This window comes from Streptomyces morookaense (assembly GCF_013030945.1).
Classification (GTDB): Bacteria; Actinomycetota; Actinomycetes; order Streptomycetales; family Streptomycetaceae; genus Streptomyces; species Streptomyces morookaensis.
This window is the reverse complement of sequence record NZ_JABBXF010000077.1, coordinates 44,409-50,741: the sequence shown is the minus strand read 5'-3', so window position 1 is coordinate 50,741 and position 6,333 is coordinate 44,409. Positions and strand designations below refer to the sequence as shown.

Annotated in this window: 5 protein-coding genes; 2 read left to right on the top strand and 3 right to left on the bottom strand. The window is 73.0% G+C overall.

Going from position 1 to position 6,333, the window contains the following annotated elements; all coding sequences use genetic code 11:
- The coding region (locus HG542_RS27400; RefSeq protein ID WP_171085996.1) for a glycosyltransferase at nt 1-459 on the top strand (459 nt) is incomplete at its 5' end.
- A 67-nt stretch (nt 460-526) separates the two neighbouring features.
- Here the strand turns inward: HG542_RS27400 and HG542_RS27395 are convergent.
- The 3 genes from HG542_RS27395 to HG542_RS27385 form a co-directional block, all read right to left on the bottom strand.
- Nucleotides 527-2,179, bottom strand: a complete 1,653-nt coding sequence (locus tag HG542_RS27395) for an APC family permease (RefSeq protein WP_171086006.1) — start codon at nt 2,177-2,179, stop codon at nt 527-529.
- 71 nt (nt 2,180-2,250) lie between these two features.
- A complete protein-coding gene (locus HG542_RS27390) occupies nt 2,251-3,555 on the bottom strand; it encodes an alpha/beta hydrolase family protein (protein ID WP_171085994.1) in 1,305 nt (434 codons plus the stop codon).
- A 64-nt stretch (nt 3,556-3,619) separates the two neighbouring features.
- The gene (locus HG542_RS27385) at nt 3,620-5,056 is read right to left on the bottom strand and encodes a M14 family zinc carboxypeptidase (protein WP_171085992.1); all 1,437 of its coding nucleotides are present in this window, start codon (nt 5,054-5,056) and stop codon (nt 3,620-3,622) included.
- Nucleotides 5,057-5,356: 300 nt separating this feature from the next.
- On the opposite strand from HG542_RS27385, the gene HG542_RS35835 reads away from it, so the two are divergent.
- On the top strand, nt 5,357-6,205 hold the full coding sequence (locus HG542_RS35835) for a GNAT family N-acetyltransferase (protein ID WP_229922729.1): 849 nt from the start codon (nt 5,357-5,359) through the stop codon (nt 6,203-6,205).
- Nucleotides 6,206-6,333 lie beyond the last annotated feature (128 nt).

Here is a 6,333-nt window from a genome sequence, read left to right as displayed (position 1 = left end):
GAGACCGAGCTGGCGAAGGCCTCCATCGCCGTCTCCGCCTCCGACCGGGAGTCCTTCGGCATGACCATCGTCGAGGCCATGCGCTGCGGCCTCCCCGTCGTCGCCACCGACTGTCCCAACGGGCCGCGCGAGATCGTCACCCACGGCGTCGACGGGCTTCTGGTCCGCCCCGGCGACACCGAAGGCCTCGCTGCCGCGCTGCGCGGCCTCATCCGCGATGCCCCCCTGCGCCGCCGCATGGGAGAGGCGGCCCGGCGCAACTCGGCCCGCTACGCCCCGGACCGCATTGCCGAGCAACACCTCGCCCTCTACGAGGACCTGCTCAGGCGAGGCCCCGGCCGACGCTCGCTCGGCCCGCCCCGGGAAGCCGCTCACCGGGCGCGTACCGCAGCCATCGACACCGCGCACGCCCTGCGCTCCACGGCGCGCCGCGCGATGAAGAGTGCAGGGGGCCTGTAGAGCCGTTCCGTCACGCGGCCCGTCAGGACTGGGACAAGATTGTCAGGTGCTCGAACCGGACGCCTGCTCAGGCCCCGACGGTCACCTTCGCCGGCTCGTCCCCGGACTCCGGCGCCGTCTCGCGGGCGGTTCCGAGGACCGGGTCCGCGTCCGGCAGGCCCGCCTGGTGGGCGCGGACGCCGGCGCGGACGGCCCAGAAGTAGAAGCCGAGGGCCGACACGGCGACGAGCGCGATGTCCGCTCCGCCCGTGATCACACCGTGGCCGCCGAACTCCTTGCCGCCGAGGGCGGAGAGCCCCGCCATCCACAGCAGGAACCCGGCCATCCACCAGGCCGGTGCGAACTGGCGGCGCAGGTCCGTCTCGCCGCGGCGGCGCAGGACGATTGCGGCGATGGGCACCGAGATCAGGGTGAGCAGGGCGACCTTGCCGGTGTTGGGCCACTTCGACCAGTACAGGGCGCAGGCGGCGAAGGCGAAGGTGAGCGGGCACAGCACCGAGGCGGCGGGCAGGCGGAACGGGCGGGGCAGATCCGGCTTCGTCCTGCGGAAGACGCCGACCGCGATCGGGCCCATCAGGTAGGAGACGACCATGGCCGCGGAGACCACGCTGGCGAGCGCCTCCCAGCTGTGCCCGATGGTCAGGAGCAGCAGCACGGAGAAGGCCAGGTTGAGCCACATCGCGGGGCGGGCGACGCCGTAGCGGGGGTGCACCTCTGCGATCTTCCTGGGGAAGAAGCCGGTCTCGGCGAGGTTCTGGGCCAGGTAGGCGGCGGAGGCGACGTTGCCGATGTTGGCGCCGTTGGGGGAGATGAAGGCGCCGAACTGGAGCATGGTGACGACCCAGTGCAGCATCAGCAGCTTCGCGAGGTCGGCGAAGGGCGAGGCGAAGTTGATGCCGCTCCAGCCGCCGGCCTCGGCGAGCTTCTCCGGCGGGACGGCGCCGAGGAAGGCGACCTGCAGGGCGAGGTAGATGACCAGTCCGAGGGAGAGCGCGCCGACGAGGGCGAGCGGGATGGCGCGGCCGGGGTTCTTGGCGGCGCCGCCGAGGTTGACGACGGCCTGGAAGCCGTTGAAGGCGAAGACGACGCCCGAGGTGGTGACGGCGGTCATCACGGCGGACCAGCCGTTGGGGGCGAAGCCGCCGTGGTCGGTGAAGTTGCCGGTGTGGAAGCCGGAGGCGATGAGCGCGGCGACGGCGAGCACCGGGATGGCGAACTTGACGAGGGTGAGCAGGTTGTTGGCGCGGGCCAGCAGAGCCACGGACCAGTAGCAGGCCAGCCACAGGGCGAAGGTGAGGAGGAGGGCCGTCGCCATGCCGGTGGCGGAGAGCTTGCCGTCGGCGACCAGGGCGCGGGCCCAGCCGAAGCTCCAGGAGGACATGTACTGGGTGCCGGCGATGGCCTCGATGGGTATCAGCGAGGCGGTCGCGATCCACACCGCCCAGCCGGTGATGAAGCCGAGCACCGGGCCGTGCGAGAGGGAGCCGAAGCGGGCCATGGCCCCCGGCAGCGGATAGGCGGCGCCGACCTCGGCGTACGACATGGCGATCATGCCGATGAAGATCGCGCCGATCACCCAGGCGACGAGCGCGGCGGGTCCGGCGACCTGGGCGGCCTGCCCGGCTCCGAAGAGCCAGCCGGAGCCGAAGATGGACCCGAGACCGATCATGATCAGGGCGAAGAGACTGAGGCCCTTGCGATTGGCCGCGCTCATGTCCACAGTGGGCATCCGTTCTGGCGTGGGGATACACGAATCGAACGCCTACTGTATTTACTTTTAGCCAGTTTTTGCTAACCGGCCCCTGGACGGGAGGCCGGCGCATGCCGCCGGGCACGGCTGTCGCTGACGTCGGTGCGGAACGGTACGCACCCCGATGCCGGCCGGCCGCCGTGCGCCGCGAAGAAGGACAGCACGTCGCAGACGGACCGGCCGAGCACATCGTCGTGACCCGCACCCGGGTAGGTGCGGTCCGCCACCGCGGGCGAGCCGAGCGCACGCAGGTGCCCGACGACCTCGGCGGTCCACGCCGGCGGCACGTCGTGGTCGTCCGCGCCCTGCACCACCAGCACCGGACCGCCGATCGCGGCCCGGTCCGGGTCGCCGTAGGCGCCCATCTTGCCGCCGATCGCTGCCAGTTGGGCCTCGTCCAGGGGCAGCGTCGCCTCGGTGGTGACCTGGGAGAGGGGCTGGTAGCTCGCCTTGAGGCACTCGTTCAGCACCTGGTTCGCGGTCGCCGAGCCCGTCGGCCCGAGCAGGGTGTGCAGGTCCGTCGACGGGTCGGTGGCGCTCAGCCCCGCCAGCGAGTAGAGGGCGAAGGAGAACTCGGTCGACACATGCGAGGCGATCACCCCGGGCAGCATCGTCTCCAGATGGCTGGCCGGCGCGATCGCCACCGTGCCGCCGAGCCGGGTGTCCGGTGCGCGCCGCGCCGCGTTGGCGGCGAAGAGCGCGGCCTGCCCGCCCTGCGAGTGGCCGACGGCGAACCAGGTGGGGGAGAGCCCCGGCGTCAGGTGACGGGCGGCCGTGACGATGTCGACCACCGCGTTGCCCTCGTCGGGGCCGACCAGGTAGGTGTGCATGCCGGGGGTGCCGAGCCCCGGGTAGTCGGTCGCGGCGACGGCGTAACCGGCCCGCAGCATGCTCCCCAGCTCCTGGGCGTAGGAGTTGAAGCCGAGGTTGGGTGCGTGCGACGGCGCGCACTTGTCGGCGACCCCGGTGGTGCCGTGCGCCCACGACACCACCGGCCGTCCGCCGGGCGGGGGCGGCCCGCCCGGCACGAGCACGGTGCCGCTCACCGGGATGTCGGCCCCGTGGGCGTCGGCCGAGTGGTACAGCACGGTCCACCGCCGGGCACCGGCGAACACCCGGTCGGGGCCGTGGTCGGTGGCGGCGATCAACGCCCCGGCCTGGCCCGGCGGCAGCGGCCGGGGTACCGCGTAGGTCTGGTCGGTGACGGTCACGCCGGGCGTTCTCCCGGATCCGTGCCCGGGACCGGCGGGACCGGGGGAACAGGCCGCGGCGGAGGCGGCGGCGACCGTCGTGATCCCCGCCGCCAGCTTCAGCACGATGTCCCGGACGCGGCTGCGTATGCTCACGCACCGAGCCTGGCACCGGGGCCGTGCCGCCGCAGGCGGGCACGGCCGGGCGGGTGAGGCGGGGTCAGTGCCGACGGTCCGGCGCGGCGGCCCCGGCCGGTCCGGCGGACCCGTCGGATTCGTCGGACGAGGCCTGGTACGGCGCGGCCGCGTGCTGGGCGGCGTAGAGCAGAGCGGGCTTGATCTTGGGCCAGAAATAGCTGTCCTGGCAGGAGAAGGAGGGTGTGAAGCCGCTGCACCCGCGTCCGTCGACGTCGCCGATCTCGATGGTGAAGCTGGCCAGGCCGAGCTTGTCGTACGTCCAGTCGTCGGTGCCGCCGGAGGCGTCGTAGAGGATCTCCCCGGCCTGCCCGGACTGATAGCCGGTGATCGACCCCATGTGTGCGGCGAGCGCACGCAGCGTGGCGTCGTTGCCGGAGTGGATGGTGTGATCCGCCTCCCACGGGAAGAGGACCATGCTCGCGTCGCTGTGCAGGCTGATCATCATGCCCTTGGCGTCGGCGGGCGCGGGGTCGCTGTCGCCCGTGCCGGTGCGCACGGCCGGGTACAGCTGCCGGAAGAGGCTCTCCAGCCCGGTGTTCTCCGCCTCCGAGTCCGCGGCGGGCCCGAGGTAGACCTCGCTGCACGGCTGGGTCGAGGTGCCGAGGCCGCCCCAGTGGGTGCCGGCGTTGCGGTTGAGGTCGACGCCGGTCTGCCCGGTCCAGCCGCAGGAGACGCCGTTGGCGTTGTCGGCGTTCTTGCGCTGCAGGACGGGGTTGTCGCCGCCCTGGGCGACGATGTCGACGCCGTCCGGGTTGGCGATGGGGACCACCCACATCTCGGTGGAGTCCATGAGCCGGGTGATGTCCGGGTCCTTGCCGTAGTCGTTCGTCAGTGTGTCGATCCAGCGCCAGGACATCTCGCCGGTGGTGATCTCGCGGGCGTGGATCTGGCTCATGAGGAAGAAGCGGGGCTTGGCCGCGTTGGGGTTCAACTGGCAGTCGCCCGGCTTGATCCTGGTGATGCAGATCGCCTTGAGGTCGTGGCCGCCGGCCCCGGCCTGCTTGAGCCAGGACTGCCCGTAGGTGACGACCGTCGCCATGTCCGGGTGCGCGGCGGCGACCTGGTCCAGGTGCGCGTAGTGGGCGTCGACGGTGTGGTAGCCGCCGTCGTAGGTGCCGTCCGCGTCGGGACGGGCGTGTGCCGAGGGCCGGGATCTCGGCATCGTCGACTCGACCGTCGGCGTGAAGCCGAGCCGGCGCAGCCCGGCGGCCGAGTTCCGGTCGCCCAGGACGAACAGGTCGTCGCCCTGGCGGCGTTCGAGGAGGTCGTAGCCGGCTTGGACGAGCTTCTGCGCGTCCTGCTTGTGGTGTGCCGGGACCCGGTAGACGACCGCGGTGTCGGGGGAGGGCGACGGGGCGGCGGTGTTGCCTGCCGCTGCTGATGAGGCCTGCGGGAACATGGCCGCGGCGGCCAGGGCCGTCGCGCCGGCGGCCAGCGCCGCCAAGCGTGTGCGGGACATGGATGGCCTTCCGTGGGGGGTAGCGGTACCGCGCGCGGGCCGGGCCGGAGAGCGGCGACCGGGCGCGCGCCACTGCCGGCTGCCGTGGCCGTGCGCAGGGCCCTGCGGCGGTCCGGGCAGCCGGTCCTTCGTCCGACGGCGCTGACTGCGGGAGACGCCGGAGATGCGGTGCGGCGCTCCGCGGGGGGCCGAAGCCGTCAGGCCGACGCTCGGAGGATGGCATGCCCGCGCCAAGAAGAGAAGGGGGTGTGCGGGACCCGATGTGCTGCCGGTGCGCCTGCGGCTGCCAGAATCTGCGCCGTGCGGGAAATCAACAGCCTTGAGGAACTGGCCGCTTGCTGCCGCGGCGACTCGCTGTGCCGCTGGGCGGCCCAGCGCCTGGGCGAGGGCAACCGCGCCTGGGCGAGCGCCGACGGACGCGCGCTCGCCGTGGCAGGGCGCGCGCTGTCGATGCGGGACCGGCTGGCCGTATGGGGCGACCCCCGCTCAGCCGTCCCTCTCGTCCGCGCCGTGCTGGACGAACTCGGCCCGGCCTACCGCCCGTTGGGCGACCGCACCCTGATCGACGCCCTGGCGGCCGAACTGCCCGGCCTGACCTGTTCCCCCGCCTTCGGCTGGATGGACCGCACCCGGCCGGGCCCGTCCCTCCCCTCCGCAGGGGCCGCGCAGTGGCTGCCGCGGAACGCACTGGACGAAGCAAGTGCCGTGGTAGCAGCCGGATTTCCGGACTCCTACGCGCAGCCCGGCGGCCCCGGGGCCGGACGCTGGGCCGGAGTGCGCGACGGCGCCGGTCGGCTCGTCGCCGTGGGCGCCCTCGCCTGGTCCGCACCCACCGTCGGCCTCCTCTCCGGCATCGCCGTACTCCCCGAGGCACGCGGCCGGGGTCTCGCCCGCCAGGTGTGCGCGCTGCTCCTGGACGAAGCACTGACCCGGCACGGCACGGCCGCCCTGATGGTGGACGACGACAACCCGGCGGCCCTGCACCTGTACCGCAGCCTGGGCCTGCGCTACCGGCCGCTGCGGGCGGCGGGCCTGCGTGGACCGGAGACGTCGTGCGATTCGGTTCGCTCACCGTCGCGAGGGCGCGGAACGGTCCGGCCCCTTGGCGCAGTACTCCGCGGTGGTAGGCGTCTTCGGGGAAAGGGGTGACGGCCCACGGGAGTCTGCCGGTGAGAGGGAGCCGGATACGGGAGAACAGCAGCCACTGGCCCCACGCGGTGAAGGTGCGGACCCCGGGGGTCTGGCTCTTCCACCCGAACAACCGCATCTGGGCGTGC

Coding starts and splice junctions, on each gene's coding strand:
- HG542_RS27385 (WP_171085992.1), bottom strand. CDS start 5,056: ATGTCCCGCACACGCTTGGCGGCGCTGGCCGCCGGCGCGACGGCCCTG.